18 protein-coding genes and 1 other RNA gene are annotated in these 17793 nt (G+C 63.2%); 7 read left to right on the plus strand and 12 right to left on the minus strand.

Going from position 1 to position 17793, the window contains the following annotated elements; translation table 11 throughout:
- Nucleotides 1–565: 565 nt before the first annotated feature.
- Nucleotides 566–1042, minus strand: coding sequence for an Lrp/AsnC family transcriptional regulator (locus tag HV766_RS19900; RefSeq protein WP_054458545.1), 477 nt, complete (start codon nt 1040–1042; stop codon nt 566–568).
- A gap of 156 nt (nt 1043–1198) precedes the next feature.
- Here HV766_RS19900 and hppD point away from each other — a divergent pair, with 156 nt between their 5' ends.
- Nucleotides 1199–2311, plus strand: coding sequence for a 4-hydroxyphenylpyruvate dioxygenase (hppD, locus tag HV766_RS19905; RefSeq protein WP_054458542.1), 1113 nt, complete (start codon nt 1199–1201; stop codon nt 2309–2311).
- Nucleotides 2312–2393: 82 nt separating this feature from the next.
- Here the strand turns inward: hppD and msrA are convergent, their stop codons facing one another.
- From msrA to ilvD, 3 genes are all read right to left on the minus strand, one after another.
- Nucleotides 2394–2948, minus strand: coding sequence for a peptide-methionine (S)-S-oxide reductase MsrA (gene msrA, locus HV766_RS19910; RefSeq protein ID WP_054458540.1), 555 nt, complete (start codon nt 2946–2948; stop codon nt 2394–2396).
- Nucleotides 2949–3027: 79 nt separating this feature from the next.
- Entirely contained in the window at nt 3028–3363 is a 336-nt protein-coding gene (locus HV766_RS19915) for a c-type cytochrome (protein WP_054458538.1), read from the minus strand.
- The gene (gene ilvD / locus HV766_RS19920) at nt 3347–5032 is read right to left on the minus strand and encodes a dihydroxy-acid dehydratase (protein ID WP_175181725.1); all 1686 of its coding nucleotides are present in this window, start codon (nt 5030–5032) and stop codon (nt 3347–3349) included. Before ilvD ends, HV766_RS19915 begins: the two co-directional genes overlap by 17 nt.
- Nucleotides 5033–5158: 126 nt before the next feature.
- Here ilvD and lgt point away from each other — a divergent pair, with 126 nt between their 5' ends.
- Nucleotides 5159–5947: a prolipoprotein diacylglyceryl transferase gene (gene lgt, locus HV766_RS19925; RefSeq protein ID WP_054458535.1), complete on the plus strand. Its 789-nt coding sequence runs from the start codon at nt 5159–5161 to the stop codon at nt 5945–5947.
- Here the strand turns inward: lgt and HV766_RS19930 are convergent.
- From HV766_RS19930 to HV766_RS19945, 4 genes are all read right to left on the minus strand, one after another.
- Nucleotides 5922–6680 (minus strand): SIMPL domain-containing protein, encoded by a 759-nt coding sequence (locus HV766_RS19930; protein WP_175181726.1) that lies wholly within the window; start codon nt 6678–6680, stop codon nt 5922–5924. The two genes, lgt and HV766_RS19930, sit on opposite strands and share 26 nt — an antisense overlap.
- Before the next feature lie 81 nt (nt 6681–6761).
- Nucleotides 6762–6946, minus strand: a non-coding RNA gene (gene ssrS, locus HV766_RS19935) — 6S RNA.
- A gap of 33 nt (nt 6947–6979) precedes the next feature.
- A complete protein-coding gene (locus tag HV766_RS19940; RefSeq protein WP_006388757.1) occupies nt 6980–7291 on the minus strand; it encodes a cell division protein ZapA in 312 nt (103 codons plus the stop codon).
- Nucleotides 7291–7737 carry a hypothetical protein gene (locus tag HV766_RS19945; RefSeq protein WP_054458532.1) on the minus strand — a complete coding sequence of 149 codons (447 nt, stop codon included), beginning with the start codon at nt 7735–7737 and terminating at the stop codon, nt 7291–7293. The genes HV766_RS19940 and HV766_RS19945 overlap by 1 nt, the downstream gene beginning before the upstream one ends.
- Before the next feature lie 424 nt (nt 7738–8161).
- Between HV766_RS19945 and HV766_RS19950 the strand changes: the two genes are divergently transcribed.
- From HV766_RS19950 to HV766_RS19965, 4 genes are all read left to right on the plus strand, one after another.
- Nucleotides 8162–8626 (plus strand): tripartite tricarboxylate transporter TctB family protein, encoded by a 465-nt coding sequence (locus tag HV766_RS19950; RefSeq protein ID WP_054458530.1) that lies wholly within the window; start codon nt 8162–8164, stop codon nt 8624–8626.
- Nucleotides 8627–8639: 13 nt separating this feature from the next.
- Nucleotides 8640–10145 carry a tripartite tricarboxylate transporter permease gene (locus tag HV766_RS19955; RefSeq protein WP_054458528.1) on the plus strand — a complete coding sequence of 502 codons (1506 nt, stop codon included), beginning with the start codon at nt 8640–8642 and terminating at the stop codon, nt 10143–10145.
- Between the two features lie 187 nt (nt 10146–10332).
- Entirely contained in the window at nt 10333–11937 is a 1605-nt protein-coding gene (locus tag HV766_RS19960) for a gamma-glutamyltransferase family protein (protein WP_175181727.1), read from the plus strand.
- A 74-nt stretch (nt 11938–12011) separates the two neighbouring features.
- Nucleotides 12012–12917, plus strand: a complete 906-nt coding sequence (locus tag HV766_RS19965) for an NAD(P)-dependent oxidoreductase (protein ID WP_119449440.1) — start codon at nt 12012–12014, stop codon at nt 12915–12917.
- 66 nt (nt 12918–12983) lie between these two features.
- Here HV766_RS19965 and HV766_RS19970 read toward each other — a convergent pair whose 3' ends face one another.
- Nucleotides 12984–13613: an FMN-dependent NADH-azoreductase gene (locus tag HV766_RS19970; RefSeq protein ID WP_175181728.1), complete on the minus strand. Its 630-nt coding sequence runs from the start codon at nt 13611–13613 to the stop codon at nt 12984–12986.
- 152 nt (nt 13614–13765) lie between these two features.
- On the opposite strand from HV766_RS19970, the gene HV766_RS19975 reads away from it, so the two are divergent.
- Nucleotides 13766–14701 (plus strand): LysR family transcriptional regulator, encoded by a 936-nt coding sequence (locus HV766_RS19975; RefSeq protein WP_054458519.1) that lies wholly within the window; start codon nt 13766–13768, stop codon nt 14699–14701.
- On the opposite strand, the gene HV766_RS19980 is transcribed toward HV766_RS19975, so the two are convergent.
- The 3 genes from HV766_RS19980 to HV766_RS19990 all read right to left on the minus strand — a co-directional run bounded on the left by HV766_RS19980 (nt 14695) and on the right by HV766_RS19990 (nt 17697).
- The gene (locus HV766_RS19980; protein WP_119449438.1) at nt 14695–15624 is read right to left on the minus strand and encodes a 2-hydroxyacid dehydrogenase; all 930 of its coding nucleotides are present in this window, start codon (nt 15622–15624) and stop codon (nt 14695–14697) included. The two genes, HV766_RS19975 and HV766_RS19980, sit on opposite strands and share 7 nt — an antisense overlap.
- 108 nt (nt 15625–15732) lie before the next feature.
- Nucleotides 15733–17262, minus strand: coding sequence for a tripartite tricarboxylate transporter permease (locus HV766_RS19985; protein ID WP_042796392.1), 1530 nt, complete (start codon nt 17260–17262; stop codon nt 15733–15735).
- 6 nt (nt 17263–17268) lie between these two features.
- Nucleotides 17269–17697 (minus strand): tripartite tricarboxylate transporter TctB family protein, encoded by a 429-nt coding sequence (locus HV766_RS19990; RefSeq protein ID WP_054458558.1) that lies wholly within the window; start codon nt 17695–17697, stop codon nt 17269–17271.
- Nucleotides 17698–17793 lie beyond the last annotated feature (96 nt).

Here is a 17793-nt window from a genome sequence, read left to right on the forward strand (position 1 = left end):
TCTTAGCAGCTATCGAAATATCAGGGTTAACCCTAAGTTTTCGGCAACTGCCAAGCCCAAGACTATAACACGATTTTTGCAGATTGTGCAACTGGCTTTTGCCTAACTTGCACCTTATCTAGCAACCCCATCGCCACCACTTTCGCTTTCGCTTTGAATCTGAGATCGGTTACCGCCTGGATGGCCAGTGATATAAGGGCAAACCCTTAATAACCATCACCAGCCAAGCCCAAGACTATAGCACGATTTTTGCAGATTACGCAACTGGCTTCTGCCTAATTTGCTGCAACCCTTGCAATAACCGCTGTCAACATCGCTGCTGACCTAGCGGCAGGCCGGCTAGGTTTCCCTTAGCCAACCCGTGTGCCTGCTTGGCTTCACGCTTCAAAACTGCCCGAATCGCGAAGGAGCGAGACTATAGCACGGAATTTTGACGGGACTACGAAGGTGACACCCTTTTTTTAAAAGATGCATCCTTTACGGGGACGCACCATTCGCCCTGGACACCCCACGGCAAACGTCTGAGGGCGGTACCTATATATATAGAGGGGCTGAAAAGCCATAGCTAGAGCCTGAGCTCCGTGGTTTCCTTGATCTGCTGTAGGGCGAAGAATGAACGCATGTCCACCACTGCAGGGTGGCGCATCAGCGTATCCATGGCGAACCGGGAGAAATGCGCCAGGTCGGCGACCTGTATACGCAACAGGTAGTCCATGTCTCCGGACATGGCATAGCACTCCACGACCTCCGGCCATAGTTGCACGTCGCGTGCGAAGTCGCTCATGGGAGCATGACTGGATCCGCTGTGCTTGTTCAGACGGATGTTTACGTAGGCGAGCAGCCCCAAGCCGACCTTCTTCGCGTCGATCAGGGCGACGTACTTCTTGATGAAGCCCTTCTCTTCCAGTCTGCGGACCCGCCGCAGGCAGGGACTGGGCGACAGCGACACACGATCGGCCAGCTCCTGGTTGCTGAGGCGGCCGTCGCGCTGCAATTCGGCCAGAATCCGTATATCTGTCCTATCCAGCTCAATGTCAGACATTTTCAGCCCTTAATATTTTCTATCCGGCAATATTATTGCTCAACCTACTGGCTTTCGCGACATGTTTGCAATTGTCTGCCCGTCGTTCCTTCCTACAATCTCCGTCTAGACTTGAAGAACAAGTCGTCCTTAAAAACGATGCAAGGGAGCAGACTTATGAGCAGCGCTTTCCAACCCTGGGACAACCCGATGGGCACCGCCGGGTTCGAATTCATTGAATATGCCGCGCCGGACCCCGCCGCGCTGCGCAAGGTGTTCGAACTGCTGGGCTTCAAGGCCATCGCCAAGCACCGCCACAAGGACGTGACCCTGTACCGCCAGGGCGGCGTCAACTTCCTGATCAACGCAGAACCGGATTCCTTCGCCCAGCGTTTCGCGCGCCTGCATGGCCCGTCGATCTGTGCGATCGGCTTTCGTGTGCAAGATGCCAACGCCGCCTACAAGCGCGCGCTGGAACTGGGCGCGTGGGGCTTCGATTCGCACAGCGGCCCGATGGAATTGAACATTCCGGCGATCAAGGGAATCGGCGATTCGCTGATCTACCTGGTGGACCGCTGGGCTGGCAAGGACGGCCATGGCGGTATTGGCGACATCAGCATCTATGACGTGGACTTCGTTCCCGTGGATCCGCAAAACGCCCAGGCCGACCTGAATCACCGCGGCGCCGGCTTGACGCTGGTGGACCACCTGACGCACAACGTGCACAAGGGCCGCATGGCCGAGTGGGCAGAGTTCTACGAACGCCTCTTCAATTTCCGCGAAGTCCGCTACTTCGACATCGAGGGCAAGGTGACGGGCGTGAAGTCCAAGGCCATGACCTCGCCTTGCGGCAACATCCGCATTCCGATCAACGAGGAAGGCACGGAAGAAAAGGGCCAGATCCAGGAATACCTGGACCTGTACCGTGGCGAAGGCATCCAGCACATCGCCATGGCCACCGAAGATATCTACGCCACCATCGAAGCGCTGCGCCAGAACGGCGTAGTGTTCCTGGACACGCCGGAAACCTACTACGAGCTGCTGGACCGGCGTCTGCCGAACCACGGCGAAGACGTAGCGCGCCTGCAAAAGAACCGCATCCTGTTGGACGGCGCCCCCGGCGGCGGCCTGCTGCTGCAGATCTTCACTGAAAACCAGATCGGCCCGATCTTCTTCGAGATCATCCAGCGCAAGGGCAACGATGGCTTCGGCGAAGGTAACTTCAAGGCCCTGTTCGAGTCGATCGAACTGGACCAGATGCGCCGCGGCGTGGTGAAGACCGTCGAATAAAGACTTCCCCCGCCAGCGCCCGGTGCTCGGGCATCGGCGCTGGCTTTGAAACCTCACCTTGTGGTGAGGTTTTTTTTGCCTGCTACTTTTGCAGCCGCTCCTGGAACTGCTTGCGGAACTTGGCGACCTTGGGCGCGATCACGAATTGGCAATAGCCTTGCTCGGGATGCAGGGCGAAGTAGTTGCTGTGGTAGTCCTCGGCCTGCCAGAACTTGGCGGGCGGCAGCACGTGCGTCACGATGGGCGCATCGTAGATCTGCTGTGCATTGACCTCGGCGATGACGGCTTGGGCCTGCTCGCGCTGCCCCTCGTTCTGCCAGAAGATGGCGGATTCGTATTGCGGACCGACGTCATTGCCCTGGCGGCCCGGTGTGGTGGGGTCGTGGGTCGCGAAGAATACGCGCAGCAAGTCACTGTAGGACAGTTCAGCGGGATCGAACTCGATGCGGGCCACTTCGATGTGGCCCGTGGCCTTGCCGCAGACCTGCTCGTAGCTGGGATTGTCCACATGCCCGCCGCTATAACCGGGCAGCACGCTCTTGACCCCGCGCAGCTCGGTGAACACCGCTTCAACGCACCAGAAGCAGCCGCCGCCAAGTACCGCGACCTCATTGCCCGGAGAGGGTTGTTCTGCCATGACGATTCCTTCCTGATAAAGGGCCGCGGAATACGGCCTGGCGTCCCGGCTTTCGTGCGCGGAACGCGAGAGAATAAGACTACTGCTTGGGCGGAGCCAGCGACAAGATCCATTCGGCGAGCGCGCGGGCGTCGTCCGGGCTGACCTGAGTCTGCGCGGGCATGGGCACGGCACCCCAGGCGCCGCGACCGCCGCCGCGGATCTTGCCTGCCAGGTAATCGACCATGGCGTCGCCCTGCCCCGCATAGCGTTCAGCCACGCTCTTGAGCGGCGGGCCGACACGCTTGGCTTCGACCTGGTGGCAGGCCATACAGGCCTTGTTCTTGGCCAGATCCAACCCGGTGGTTTGCGCTTGCGCCGCCCCCGCGCCCAGGACGCAGGCGGCGGCCAACAACAGACTACTCTTCAAATGCATCGGTAACTGCCCCACGGCTCGCGGTGCTGGCGAGCTTGCCGAATTTGGCAAGCACACCGCGTGTATAACGCGGCCGGGGCTGAACCCAGGCCTGGCGACGAGCCGCCATTTCTTCGTCGCTGATATTGAGCTGCAATAGCAGCTTGTGGGCATCGATGGTAACCGAATCACCCTCGCGGATCAGCGCGATGGGGCCGCCCACGAAAGCCTCCGGCGCGACATGGCCCACGACCATCCCCCAGGTGCCACCGGAAAAACGGCCGTCGGTGATGAGACCCACCGTTTCGCCCAGTCCCTGGCCGACCAGCGCGGAGGTCGGCGCAAGCATCTCACGCATGCCGGGACCGCCCTTCGGCCCTTCGTAGCGGATGACCACCACGTCGCCATCGCGGATCTCGCGCGCCATGATGGCGGTCATGGCGTCATCCTCGGAATCGAAGACGCGCGCCGGGCCCGTGATGACGGGATTCTTCAGGCCAGTGATCTTGGCGACACAGCCTTCGGGAGAGAGATTGCCTTTCAGGATGGCAAGATGGCCTTGCGGGTACAGCGCGCGATCCAGCGGCATGATGACATCCTGGTCCGCCCTGGGAGCGTCGGGCACATCAGCCAGGGTCTCGGCGATGGTCTTGCCGGTGATGGTGATGCAGTCGCCGTGCAACAGGCCGGCGTTGAGCAGCAGCTTCATGACCTGCGGAATGCCGCCGGCGCGATGCAGGTCGGTGGCGACATATTTGCCGGACGGTTTCAGGTCGCACAGGACAGGCACGCGCTTGCGGATGCGTTCAAAGTCGTCGATGGTCCACGGCACTTCCGCCGCATGCGCGATTGCCAGGAAATGCAGCACGGCGTTGGTGGAGCCGCCCGTGGCCATGATGACGGACACCGCGTTTTCGATGGATTCGCGCGTGATGATGTCGCGCGGGCGCAAACCCTTCCTGACCGCCTCGACAAGCACGCGCGCAGACTCCGTGGCGGAGGTGACCTTTTCTTCGTCCTCGTTGGCCATGGTGCTGGAATACGGCAGGCTCATGCCCATGGCTTCGAACGCGGAGCTCATGGTGTTGGCGGTGTACATGCCGCCACAGGACCCGGAGCCGGGAATCGCGCACTTCTCTATCTGCTTGAAATCTTCTTCGGGCATGCGGCCCATGGTGTATTCGCCCACGGCCTCGAAGACGGATACGATGGTGAGATCGTTGCCCTTGTAGTGGCCGGGCTTGATGGTGCCGCCATAGACGTAGATGCCGGGCACGTTGGTGCGCGCCAGTGCGATCATGCCGCCAGGCATGTTCTTGTCGCACCCGCCTATCACCACCACGCCGTCCATCCACTGCCCTTGCGCCGCGGTCTCGATGCAGTCGGCGATGACCTCGCGGGAGACCAGCGAGTACTTCATGCCCTCGGTGCCCATGGACATGCCGTCTGAAATGGTGGGCGTGCCGAATACCTGGGGATTGGCCCGTGACGCGCGGATCGCATCGATGGCCGCATCGGCCAGGCGCTGCAGGCCGCTATTGCATGGCGTGATCGTCGAATGGCCGTTGGCCACGCCGATCATGGGATTTTCGAAGTCGGCTTCCTGATAGCCCAGCGCGTAATACATGGCGCGATTGGGCGCGCGCGCGACACCGTGGGTGATGTGGCGGGAACGATCGTTGTGCGGCATGGTCTGTCTCCTGTCGGCCGCCGGGGCTCGGACATGGCAACCGCCCCGGGGGAACTGGCTCGCTTGCGCGCGAATCTTCAATGTTCGCCGGTTATTATCATTCAACTTTATTGTGTCGGGCAGAACATGCTGCAATATCCCCAATTTGACCCCGTCGCCCTGCAGATCGGGCCGCTTGCCATCCACTGGTACGGACTGATGTACCTGGTGGGCTTCGCCCTGGTGTACCTGCTGGGACGCCGCCGCATCACCTCCGGCCACACCACGTCACTGAACGTGAAGGATCTGGAAGACCTGATCTTCTATAGCGTGCTGGGCGTGGTGCTGGGCGGACGGCTGGGTTATGTGCTGTTCTACAAGCCCTCTTACTACCTGTCCCATCCGCTGGAAGTGCTGTACCTGTGGCAGGGCGGCATGTCGTTCCATGGCGGGCTGATCGGCGTAATCGTGGTGATGCTGCTGTTCGCACGCAAGAAGAAGCTGCCATTCTTCGCGGTCAGCGATTTCATCGCGCCGCTGATTCCGCTGGGGCTGGGCTTTGGCCGCCTGGGCAACTTCATCAATGGCGAACTCTGGGGCCGGCCCACCGATGTGCCGTGGGCCATGGTGTTTCCGGGCAGCGGCGACGGACTGGCGCGCCACCCCTCGCAACTCTATGAGCTGGGCCTGGAAGGCATCGTGCTGTTCGCGCTGCTGTGGTGGTTTTCGAGCAAGCCGCGCCCGCTGGGCCAGGTGAGCGGGCTCTTCCTGATGGGTTACGGAACGTTCCGCTTCCTGGTGGAATTCACCCGCGAGCCAGACAACTTCCTGGGCCTGCTCGCGGGTGGGTTGAGCATGGGACAGTGGCTGTCCGTGCCGATGGTCGCCCTGGGCGCCATCATGTTCAGCCTTACTGCAAAACGATCGTCCCGTTGACCGCGATGCTGACCATGACGTTGCCCGCTTCCAGCGGGACGTTCGGACTGTAGCCGCCAGAGGCGTCCTTGGCCATGGCCGCGGCGCCCATCACGCGCGGCATCGGCACGGGGCCACCCGAGCCGCCCAGCTCCAGCTTGGCCAAGCGGTAGCCCGAGAAACCGAAGGCGTTGGCTGCGGCCAGCGCGCGGTCCTTGAAGGCTTGCGCGGCCTCCTTGAGCAGCTTGCGTTCTTCGGTCTCGCGCAATTCGCGCGACAGCAGGAAGCTGATGTTGGAGATGGCGGTCTTATCGGACAGATTGGACGCCAGGACGGCCGCGGCTTCGAAGTCCTTGGATTCCAGGATCACTTCACCCTGGCCGCGCCAGGAACCGATCTTGCCCTTGCTGGAGGTGCTCGGCCAGACGTTGTAGCCGCCGGTGCGCACTTCCACTCCCTTGACGTCGCGCGCACGCGTGACCACCTCGTCCAAAGCCGCATTCAGCTTCTTGCCTACGGTGGGCTGATCAGGAGCCTCGACTTCGGCGGACAGCGAAATGCGGACGGTGTCCGGTTTGACCTCGGAAGACGCATTGGCCTGCAGAGTCAGTTCCGGCGCGCGGCTGGTGGCGCCTTCCGTCGCGGCGGCGGGCGCCTGGGTCTGCGCATGGGCAAGCGGCGCGGCGCTCAGAGCGGCCACGATTGCGCACGCCGCGCTGAGTTTGGTCAGCGAAAACACAGGGTGTCTGAACATGGAATGCTCCTAGGAGGGAGGACGAAGGGGAGTGGTGAGGCGCCCGAGGCGGACCTGCTCTTATGGCAGGCCCGCTGGGATAGATGCCCCGCCTGTGCCGTCAAGGCCGGCATCTCGAACCCTGAGGTTCAAGGTGGTCGCGTTCCGAAGAGCGTCGGGTTCGTCTACAGGAGACGATCACTCCAGCTCTGCACTCCCGCAACCAATATGCCATAAGACATAGGTTCAGAGAATGTATGGCCTAGTCACGAACACGGCAGGGACAAACTGAAAATACTTGAGTACTGCTATATGAACTGTCAGAGCAGCTTTTCCTGACCCGACAAGGCGTCATCGAGTACTGCGTTCATGTCCTCGATTCTACGCTTGAAGTCGCCGACCGCCAAACCGCCCAGCGGACCATCGGGCGCTTTCATGGCGAGCAGCTCGCCCGCGACTTGCAGCGCGGCCATCACGGCGATGCGTTCATTGCTGGAGACCTTGCCCGTGCCCTGGATGCGCAGCATCAGTTGGTCCACGTGGCGCACGGCGGCCAGCAGCGTCGGCTTCTCTTCGGCGGAACACGCCAAAGAATAGTCGCGCCCCAGTATGGTGACATCTACGCGTTCCATCAGTGTTGCTCTCCAGACGGTGCGCCCGGCAAGCGGGCCAGCACGGCGTCAATGCGCTCGCGGGCCGATGCGGCGGCCACGCGCAAGCGCTGTAATTCGGTGTCGCGGGTCTGCAAGCTGCCTTGCAATTCGGTTTCACGGGCGGAGAAACGCGATTCGAGAGACTGGCGCTCGGAGGTTTCGCGGGCCAGTTGCTCGCGTAGCGCGGCCTCGGCCTGCTGGGCTTGCTCGAGCATGGAGGTGACCGCGCCGTCGTGATCCTGAAGCTTGCTCTGGAGCGTGACGATTTCGGCCTCGCGCTCGGCGGCGCGCTGCTTGAGCACACGCTGCTCAGCTTCGGTTTCGTTCAGGCGTTGGCGCAACGCGTCACGCTCTGCGTGGAGTTGCCGGGTGCGTTGCACCAGTTGCCCTATGCGGGCGGCGAGTTGGTCTAGATCTTGCAGCATGGGCGCTATCGTAAACCATCCTGAGTTGAACGGGGTCTCTTCACGCAAGGTGAGAAACCCGGCAATATTCAGTAGGATTTATTCCTGTCTCATTCGAAAGCCACGCATCCGGCCGATCTTGCTTTCGTCTTTCTTTCTATAAACTTTCACTTAGCTTTCAAAAAGCCCTCAAACTTCCTGACCCGTTACAACTCGGGGTCGGGAGTTCCCGAATTCTAGGGAAAACCCCAGCCTTTCACCGACCTTACAGGGTTTGCAGCGTGGCGGGCGTCCATTACCATTCGCCCTTTCAAGAATCCCAGCCTTACCTTTCATAAGAACAAATGGCACCCTGAAGTGCCTTTTTTGTGCCTGTCACTCGCCTGTCGGCGGGATTGGCCACAGACCTTTTTATCTACATGCTGTAAACAGGAGCCAACCAATCATGCAGCTACGCAATCGACAGGACTTCTGGTCGGGGGTGATGTTCATCGCCCTTGGACTGGGATTCGCCTGGCAGGCCAGCAGCTACCAAATGGGTACTGCCGCCCGGATGGGCCCAGGGTATTTTCCTTTCTGGCTAGGCATTGTTCTGGCATTGCTGGGCGCCATCGTGCTGCTTGGCTCGATGTCCAAGAAGGCGCACGAAACCCACGTCGACAAGTTCGACTGGCGCATCGTGTTCCTGGTGGTCGGATCGGTCGTGCTCTACGGCTTCATCCTCAAGCTGCTGGGCATCTACATCTCGGTGTTCGTTCTGGTTGTCGTCAGCAGCCTGGCCAGCCATGAGTTCAGCCTGAAGGTCGCCGTTGCCAACGCGATCTTCCTGGTGGTGTTCTCGTATCTGGCATTCGTCAAGGGGCTGGGGCTGATTTTCCCGCTGTGGCCGTCGTTTCTGGGCATGAACTAAGGAGCCTTCGGCCATGGAATTGTTTGACAACCTCATGCTGGGCTTCTCGGTGGCGTTCACGCCCGAGAACCTGGCCTATGCCCTGCTGGGCTGCATCCTGGGCACGCTGATCGGCGTGCTGCCGGGCATCGGCCCTGTCCCGACCATCGCAATGCTGCTGCCGATCACGTACGTGCTGCCCCCGGTGGCCGGCCTGATCATGCTGGCAGGCATCTACTACGGCGCCCAATATGGCGGCTCCACAACGGCAATTCTCGTGGCCTTGCCAGGGGAAACGTCCGCGGTGGTGACCGTGCTGGACGGCCACCAGATGGCCCGCAACGGCCGCGCTGGCGCCGCGCTGGCAATCGCTGCGCTGGGTTCGTTCTTCGCAGGCTGCGTGGCCACGCTGCTGCTGGCCGCCTTCGCGCCCCCGCTGGCTGAAGTCGCGTTCAAGTTCGGCCCGGCCGAGTACTTCTCGCTGATGTGCCTGGGCCTGGTCGGCGCCGTGGTGCTGGCTTCGGGTTCGCTGCCGAAGGCCATCGCGATGATCCTGCTGGGTCTGCTGCTGGGCATGGTGGGCACCGACGTGAACTCGGGCGTCGCCCGCTTCGACTTCGGCATCCCCGAACTGCAAGACGGCATCGACTTCGCCATCGTGGCCATGGGCGTGTTCGGCTTCGCCGAAATCATGACCAACCTCGAGCAGAAGGAAAACCGCGTCGACATCACCGACAAGATCGGATCGCTGTACCCCAACAAGCAGGAATTCAAGGAAGCCGCACCCGCTGTGCTGCGCGGCACGGCTCTGGGTTCGGCCCTGGGCATCCTGCCTGGCGGTGGCGCGGTGTTGTCGTCGTTCGCCTCCTACACGCTGGAAAAGAAGATCTCGCGCAATCCGGAACGCTTCGGCAAGGGCCACCCGGCCGGCCTGGCTGGCCCGGAATCGGCGAACAACGCTGCTGCCCAGACTTCGTTCATCCCGCTGCTGACCCTGGGCATCCCGGGTAACGCCGTGATGGCGCTGATGGTCGGCGCGATGACCATCCACAACATCCAGCCCGGCCCGCAAGTCATGACGAGCCACCCGGAGCTGTTCTGGGGCCTGATCGCCTCGATGTGGATCGGCAACCTGATGCTGGTCGTGCTGAACCTGCCGCTGATCGGCCTGTGGGTCAAGCTGCTGAAGGTGCCCTACCGCATCCTGTTCCCGGCGATTCTGGTGTTCTGCACGATCGGCGTGTACTCGTTGAACTACAACACGTTCGACATCTTCACCACCGCCATCTTCGGCATCATCGGCTACGTGTGGTCCAAGCTGAAGTGCGAAGGCGCACCGCTGCTGCTGGGCCTGGTGCTGGGTCCCATGATGGAAGAGAACTTCCGTCGCGCCCTGCTGCTGTCGCGCGGCGACTTCACGACCTTCGTGACGCGTCCGCTGTCGGCTTCGCTGCTGGCCGTCGCCGTCTTCCTGGTGATCCTGGTGGCCCTGCCGGCGATCCGCAAGAAGCGCGAAGAGACCTTCGTCGAAGAAGACTAAAGCCAGCCTGCCGCCCCGCTGCGGCAGTCTCGCCCTGAAAACCCCCGGGTTCCGCCCGGGGGTTTTTCTTTGCGCGTCCGGCATCCAGTCCGATAAACGCTACGAATCAATACAACTCAATACGGGTTATGTTCAAACACAGTTCGCGTACGGTAAGCTAGGGGTTTACCCCACGCGATGATTCGAGATGAATTTCAACTGGAACAACCCCTATCCCACCACCCGCCGCCCCGTGTTCGCACGCAACGTGGTCGCCACGTCACAACCGCTGGCCGCCCAGGCAGGCTTGCGGATCCTGGCGCAAGGCGGCAACGCAGTCGACGCGGCGATCGCCGCGGCCGCCACGCTGACCCTGACGGAGCCGGTCAGCAACGGGCTGGGATCGGATTGTTTCGCCATCGTCTGGGACGGGTCCAAGCTGCATGGACTGAATGCCTCGGGAACGGCGCCGGCAGCCTGGAACATGGATTATTTCCGGCGCAAGCACCAGGGCGCCATCCCGATGCGCGGCTGGGACAGCGTGACGGTGCCGGGCTGCGTGGCGGGCTGGGCCGCCCTGCACGAAAAGCTGGGCCGGTTGTCCTTTGCCGACGTGCTTGCACCCGCCATCGAATACGCCGAGCGCGGCTTTGCCGTGTCGCCCATCGTGCAGGAAAAGTGGGCGGCGCAAGCCGACCTCCTGCAACCGCAGCCGGGCTTCGCCGAGCATTTCCTACCTCGCGGACGCGCGCCGCAGGTCGGCGAGCACTTCGTGCTTCAAGGCGCGGCCGCCACGCTCAAGCGCATTGCGGCCAGCGGCGGCCGGGACTTCTACGAAGGCGAGACCGCCCACAAGCTGGTGGCGCATGCCCAAGCCCACGACGCCGCGCTGACGCTGGCGGATCTGCGCGATTACGCGCCGCAGTGGGTGACGCCGATCAGCCAAAGCTACCGCGGCCACACGTTGCATCAGATTCCGCCCAACGGCCAAGGCATCGCCGCCCTGATCGCCCTGGGCATCCTGCAGAACTTCGACGTGGCGGCACGCCCGGTGGATCACCCTGCAACGCAGCACCTGCTGATCGAGGCGATGAAGCTGGCCTTTGCCGATGTCTACGCGCACGTGGCCGACTCGCAGCACATGCAGGTCACGCCCGAACAGATGCTGGCCGCGGACTATCTGGCGCAGCGCGCGCGCCTGATCGACCCCGATGCGGCGCAGGCCCACGCCAGCGGCCATGCGCCGCGCGGCGGCACCGTCTACCTGACTGCCGCAGACAAGTGCGGCATGATGGTCAGCTTCATCCAGTCGAACTACATGGGCTTCGGCTCCGGCGTGGTGGTGCCGGGCACCGGCGTCAGCCTGCAGAACCGCGGCCATTGCTTCAACACCGACCCTGGCCACCCCAATGCGGTGGCGGGCGGCAAGCGCCCCTTCCACACCATCATCCCCGGCTTCCTGATGCGCAATGGCGCACCCGTCATGAGTTTCGGGGTCATGGGAGGCAATATGCAGCCCCAGGGGCAGGTGCAGACGCTGGTCCGGATGCTGGACTATGGCCAGCAGCCGCAGGCCGCCTGCGACGCGCCTCGCTGGAAATGGAACCATGGACTGTCGCTGGACGCGGAGGCCGGCCTGCCCGCGGCCGTTGCCGAGGGACTGCGCGCCCGCGGCCATGTGCTCGAAAGCATGGCGGATCCCTACATGGACTTCGGATCGGGGCAGTTCATCTGGCGCCTGGGCGACCCGGCCGTGGACGGATATGTCAGCGCCAGCGACAGCCGGCGCGATGGACTCGCCGCGGGCTTTTGATTGCGTTAAGGTTAGGGCCTGTTTACAGGCGTCAACGCCTGACGGCCCCAATCACATAAAGCGGAGTCCCCTGCATGGCAACGATCGGTACCAAGAGCTACGACGCTGTCGTAGCCCAGAAAGTCACTTTCCTCGGATTGGGCGTGATGGGCCTGCCCATGGCCGGCCACCTGGCGCGCGCAGGACACGACGTCACGGTCTACAACCGCTCGCCCGCCAAGGCCCAGGCCTGGGTCGCCGAATTCGGCGGCAAGAGCGCAGCCACGCCGCGCGAAGCCGTGGCCGGCGCGCAGATCGTGTTCGCCTGCGTCGGCAATGACGATGACCTGCGCAGCGTCGTGCTGGGCCCCGACGGCGCTTTCGCCGGCATGACGCCCGGCGCGGTCTTCGTCGACCACACCACCGCATCCGCCGACGTGGCGCGCGAACTCTACGCGCAGGCCAAGGAGCTGGGCCTGAATTTCGTCGACGCGCCGGTATCCGGCGGACAGGCAGGCGCGGTCAACGGCGTGTTGACCATCATGTGCGGCGGCGAACAAGCCGTGTTCGATGCGATCAAGCCCGTGGCGCAGAGCTTCGGCCGCGCGGTCACGCTGGTGGGCCCGCCCGGAGCCGGTCAACTGGCCAAGATGGTCAACCAGATCTGCATCGCAGGCGTCGTGCAGGGCCTGTCCGAGGCGATCGCTTTCGGCCAGGCTGCCGACCTGGACATGAAGCTGGTGCTGGACGTGATCAGCAAGGGCGCGGCGCAGAGCTGGCAAATGGAGAATCGCGGCGGCACCATGGTCGACGACAAGTTCGACTTCGGCTTCGCGGTGGACTGGATGCGCAAGGATCTGGGCCTGGTGCTGGCCGAAGCCCGCCACAATGGCGCGCGCCTGCCCCTGACGGCCCTGGTGGACCAGTTCTATGGCGACGTCCAGAAGCTGGGCGGCGGCCGCTGGGATACCTCCAGCCTGATCAAGCGCCTGCGCGACTGAGCCCTGCCCTCGCGGCAAGAAAAAAGGCGAGCCGCAAGGCTCGCCTTTTGCTTTGGACGCCTGCGCTTACGCGGCCAGGCTGTCCTGCTGCGCAGCGGGCAGCAGCGCGTCGATGCGCTGCTTGGCCTGCGCCATGCCTTCCAGCGCGGCCACTTCACCCATGGCCATGCCTTCGGCGGCGATGAAGGTGACGTCGGTCATGCCCAGGAAAGCCAGCATCTGGCGCAGGTAAGGCGTCATCGTGTCCGAAGGCGTGCCTTCGGCCTTGCCGCCGCGGGCGGTCAGCACGAACACCTGCTTGCCCTTGACCAGGCCTTCCGGCACGCCTTCGGGGGTATAGCGGAAGGTGACGCCAGCGCGGGCGAGATGATCGAGATAGCTCTTGAACTGAGCGGGCATATTGAAGTTGTAGACCGGAACGGCGAAGACGATGCGATCGGCATCCATCAATTCGGCTACCAGCGCGTCGCTCATCTCAACCAGGCGTTGCTGGTCCACGTTGCGGGCATCGGCCGGAGTGAACAGGGCGCCGGCGGTGTTGCCGTCGAAGTAAGGGATGGGCTGGGCGCCGATGTCGCGGACCTTGATGGCCGCGGCCGGATTAGACGCCTTGACGCGGTTGATCAGGTGATCGGCCAATTGCTTGCTGTTGGAACGATCGCCGAGAATAGAGGAAAGGATAACCAGGGTCTTCATTGCAAATTTCTCCAGTGAGGGCCCGCTCGCTGCGGGCGGTCAGGATCCGTAGGCTTTGATCAGATCCCGAGTGCATGGCGTCACTGTAGACGGGTTAATTGTTCACATAAATCCGGTTATGATGAACTATTCGTTCCAGGAATAGAACAATCATGCAAGATCTCAACGACCTCTACTACTTCTCCCAGGTAGTCGAACAGGGAGGGTTCAGCGCCGCGGCCAGGGTGCTGGACATTCCGAAATCCCGCTTGTCGCGCCGGATCTCGCACCTGGAGGAAAGCCTGGGCGTGCGCCTTCTGCAACGCACGACGCGCCGCTTGCGCCTGACCTCGGCGGGCGAACGTTATCTGCACTATTGCCGCGAAATGGCCGCATCGGCGCGCGCGGCGGACGACGCCATGCGGCAGTTGCAGGCCGAACCCACCGGCCCCGTGATCGTGAGCTGCCCCGTATCCATCGCGCAGGACGTGCTGTCGCCGCTGCTGCCCGAGTTCCTGGACGCCTGGCCCGCCGTGTCGGTGCAGTTGCTTGTGACCAACCGCCGCGTGGACCTGATCCGCGAGGGCGTGGACCTGGCGCTACGCGTGCGCACCAAGCTGGATACCGACGCCGAACTGGTCGTGCGCCACTTCGGCACCGCGCGCGGCACACTGGTCGCCAGTCCCAGCTACCTGCAGCGCCATGGCACGCCCGACACGCCGCAGGACCTCGCCACGCACACCACACTGAGCTTCAGTGATCCGCAAAACGAAGTGCGCTGGCCCCTGCGCAACGACAAGGGCGAGGAAGTGCATGTGGAATTGAAACCGCAGCTGTCATGCAACGACTTCATCGTGCTGACCGAAGCCGCAGTGCGGGGCCGCGGCATCGCCCTGCTGCCCTCGATCGCCACGCATGAACAGCTACGGCGCGGCCAGCTGGTGCAGGTCTTGCCGCAATGGCAGTCACCCGAGGGCATCGTGCATTGCATCTATCCGTCGCGGCGGGGCATGATGCCCGCCGTGCGCGCCCTGCTCGATTTCCTGTCGGAGCGCCTGCCCGCCATGTACCAGCGGCTGGAAAAAGCCCCGCTGCCGCCGGCTCAGTAGCCGCGCGAGCGGTCGACCACGCCGGTGATGGCTTCGCCGCGCTGCAACTGCGCGACCTTGCCTGCGATCTGGCGAATGCTCTCATCGCGCAAGGTGCGCGCCGCGATGTGCGGAGTCACGTGCACCCGCGCATCGCGCCAGAACGCGTGGTCCTTGGGCAAGGGTTCGGTGTGGAACACATCCAGCGTGGCGCCATCGATTTCACCTTCTTCGAGCATCTGCACCAAGTCGTCCTCGACCAGGTGTTCGCCCCGGCCCACGTTGACCAGATGCGCATGCGGCAGCAACTGCGACAGCGTTTCGCGGTTGAGGATGCCGACGGTGTCCGGCGTGAGCGGCAGCACGTTCACCAGGAAGCGCGTGCGGGCCAGGAACGCCGGCAAGGCGGCCGCGCCCGCAAAGGTCTCGACGCCGGGAATCTCGCGCGGCGTGCGCGACCAGCCCGCCACGGGATAGCCGAATTCGGCCAGCGTCTGAGCGACTCTGGCGCCCACCTGCCCCAGGCCCAGCACGCCCACCGGCCAGTCCGCCTGCCGCGAGCCTTCGCGGGTATCCCAGTGTTGCCGCGCCTGCGCATGATCGAAAGCTTCGAAATCGCGCGCGACGCGCAGCAACGCGTACAGCGCGTACTCCGCCATCTGCACCGACATGCCCGCGTCTTCCAGACGGACGATGCGCACCTGCGGCGGGATCTCGGGCATCTTCAGCAAGGCGTCGACGCCCGCGCCCAGGTTGAACAGCGTGGTGAGGCCGGTCTCGTGCTTGAAGAGTTCGGCCGGCGGACGCCACACCAGAGCCGCCTGCGCGCCCGAAGGCGGGCCGTCCGGGTTCCACACGGAAATGCGGCATCCGGGCATGGCGGCTTCCAGCAGCGGAACCCAGGCGGCGGGATCATGGTGGGGACAGGCAAAGAGTATGTGCATGGTGGCTCTGTGTGCAGACTGGGGAAGCCTCAAGCATGAGGGATGCCGCCGCACAAATCAAACGGCCCGGCATGTAGCCGGGCCGCGTGCAGGCAAACGGAAAAGCGCTCAGGCCGCCTGCGGCACCTCGGGCTTGCCTTTGCCCTTGTTCTTGTTGCGGCGCAGGAAGGCCCACACCTGCAGGAGGACCAGCAAGGCGCTCGCACCGATGAACCACGCGCTGATCGGGCGCTCCACAAACACCGCCAGATCGCCGCGCGACAGCAGCAACGCCCGGCGGAAGTTCTCTTCGACCATGGGGCCGAGCACGAAGCCGAGCAGGATGGGCGCAACCGAGAATTCCAGCGTCATGAGGATGGCGCCGATTACACCGAAAGCCAGCACTTCCCAGATCTGGAAGAGACTGTTCTGGGTACTGAACACGCCCACCGCGATGAAGAACAGCGCCGACGGGAACAGATAGCGGTACGGTACCTGCAGCAGTTTCACCCACACGCCGATCAGCGGCACGTTCAGCACCATGAGCAGCACATTACCCACCCAGAAGCTGGCGATCAGGCCCCAGAAGATGTCCGGATGCTCGGTGATCAGTTGCGGGCCGGGCTGGATGCCCTGGATCAGCAGCGCGCCCAGGATTAGCGCCATCACGGCGTCGCCGGGGATGCCCAGGCTCATCGTGGGGATGAAGTCGACCTGCGTCTTGGAGTGCGAGGACGCTTCCGGCGACGCCACGCCGGCGATCATGCCGGTGCCGAATTTCTCGGGCGTCTTGGAGATCTTGCGCTCCAGCGCATAGGCCACGAAGGTGGTGATGGTAGGACCGGTGCCGGGCATGGCGCCAAACAGCGTGCCTACCGCCGTGCCGCGCACCATAGGCCAGAAGGCGGTCTTGAGCTCCTGCTTGCTGGGCCGCATGTCGCGCAGGCGCAGCTTGGCGCCGCTGCCGATGATGGTCATGCGGTTGACGCTCATGAGGAAGTCGGCAACGCCGAACAGGCCCATGGAAATCGCCACCAGCTCCAGGCCGTCGGACAGGTCCAGCAGCCCGAACGAAAAGCGGATGGTGCCGGTATTCACGTCCGTACCCACCACGCCGCACATCAGGCCGAACAAGGTCATCGCCACACCCTTGAGCGGCGAGCCGCGCGACATGGTGGCGCCGGCCAAAAGGCCCAGCAACATGATCGAGAAGATCTCGGTGGGACCGAACTTGAACGCGACTTCGACCAGCAGCGGAGACGCGAAGATCATGACGATGATCCCCACCGACGCGGCGAAGAACGAACAGATCATCGTGATGCCGAGCGCCGTTCCGCCCTTGCCTTGTTTGGTCAGCGGATAACCGTCCAGGCAGGTGACCGCGTGCGGCGGATGCGAAGGCAGATTCAGCAGGATCGCGCCGATGGCGCCGCCGTACTGCGAACCGTAGAAGATGCCGGCCAGCATCAGGATGGCCGGCACCGGATGCATCACGTAGGTGAGCGGCAGCAGAATGGAAATGGCCGACAGCGCGCCCATGCCGGGCAGCACGCCGATGAGGTTGCCCACCAGCACGCCGAAGAACGACCACATCAGGTTATGCCACTGGAAGGCGACGCCAAAGCCGTACCAGAGGTCCATCAAGGATTGCGAAATCATGACGCTTCAACCCCAGCGAAACAGCGGAAGCTGCAGCTGCAGCGCCCACCAGAAGACGACGACCGCGATGACGGTCATGGCGATCGAAAGCAGCAGAGCCTGCTTGATCGTGTTGTTGCGGTCGCCCAGCGCCGAAATGAAAACGATGGCGAACGTGGCAGGCAGCAAACCGCCGTAATGACCCAGCAGCAGGAAAGCCAGGATGCCCAGCAGGATGCAGGCGCCGCCGCGGAAGTCCGGCAGGCCGTGGGCATGGCCGTCGCCGGGCGCAGGCGCGGACGATTCACCCGAGCGCGCCGAGATGGCGATCAGCACGCCGGTCAGCGCCAACAGGCCGCCGAGCGCCGCGGGAAAAAAGCCCGGCCCCATGTGACTCAGGGTGCCGATGTGATAGTCGGTGCCACCGTAGATCGCCCCCAGCCCGATGAGGACCATCAGCGCTCCGCCGTAATAGTCCTTTCTATTGATTGTCTTTTGCACTTCATCCTCCTTCGTGGTGCGGCCGTGTGCCTGGCCGGGACGCACCCGCGA

It is taken from the genome of Achromobacter aegrifaciens, assembly GCF_902859735.1.
In the GTDB taxonomy this organism is placed as follows: Bacteria; Pseudomonadota; Gammaproteobacteria; order Burkholderiales; family Burkholderiaceae_B; genus Achromobacter; species Achromobacter aegrifaciens.